The following is an 888-nucleotide window of genomic DNA, read 5'->3' as shown; positions in this document are numbered from 1 at the left end:
GCGGACATTTTGTTGGACAGTTTCGGGTCACGCTACATGAAGTTTTCGGTAGGCGGTGATACTCACACCGCCTAGACTGGTTTTGATCCGGTGGTTGTTATAGAACTCGATGTATCGCGCGATGGCTTCTTCGAGCTCTTTGGTGGTTTGCCAAACCTTGCCGTAGTACATCTCATTTTTCATACGGCCGAAAAATCCTTCACACGCTGCGTTATCTGGGCTGCAACCCTTTTTAGACATTGAGCTGACAATCCCGTATTTAGCGGTCAAACTGCGCCAGGTGCTACCGCGGTAATGTGCACCCCGGTCAGAATGAAGCACCAGGGAACCATCTGCTTCTGGCTGCTCCGCTTCAATGGCAGCAAGCAGGGTTTCCTGCGCCAACTCCATAGTGGGGTGCACGCTTGTTTTCGCGGCGACGACCTTGCCGTCAAAACAGTCGATTATCGCAGAGAGGTACACGCGACTATCGTGAGCTGCAAAAACACTGATGTCAGTTAGCCACAACTTGTTTGGGCTGTCAGCGTGAAAATTACGGTTCACCAAGTTGTCCGGAGCTGGTGAAATTTCTCCCTGATAGCTGGAGTACCTCCACTTGCGTTTCGGAAAGCGGGGCACGATTCCTTCTTCGCGCATGAGGCGACGAACAACCTTCTCGCTGATGATGATCCCACGATGACGCAACTCCCACCACATGCGTCGATAGCCGTACGTGTTGTCCGACTGCGCGTCGATGGCATGGAGTATGTCACGGATATGCTCGTGCTTATCGGGCCGGCTGCGTTGTTGAAGGTGGTAGTAAAAACTCGATTGTGCAAGGCCGATAGAGGCGAGCAGCATCGGCAAGGGGAAGTCAGGGCGTAGCGCGTCAACCACTGCGGTCTTTTG

General features: G+C 53.2%; 1 protein-coding gene. It reads right to left on the bottom strand.

The window, feature by feature from the left end; translation table 11 throughout:
- Positions 1 to 27 precede the first annotated feature (27 nt).
- A partial coding sequence (locus QP413_RS09830) for an IS3 family transposase (protein ID WP_284781591.1) occupies positions 28 to 888 on the bottom strand: 861 nt, incomplete at its 5' end.

Source organism: Corynebacterium sp. UMB4614 (assembly GCF_030217065.1).
Taxonomy (GTDB): Bacteria; Actinomycetota; Actinomycetes; order Mycobacteriales; family Mycobacteriaceae; genus Corynebacterium.
The sequence above is the reverse complement of the archived record's forward strand: the minus strand, read 5'-3'. Positions and strand labels throughout refer to the sequence as shown.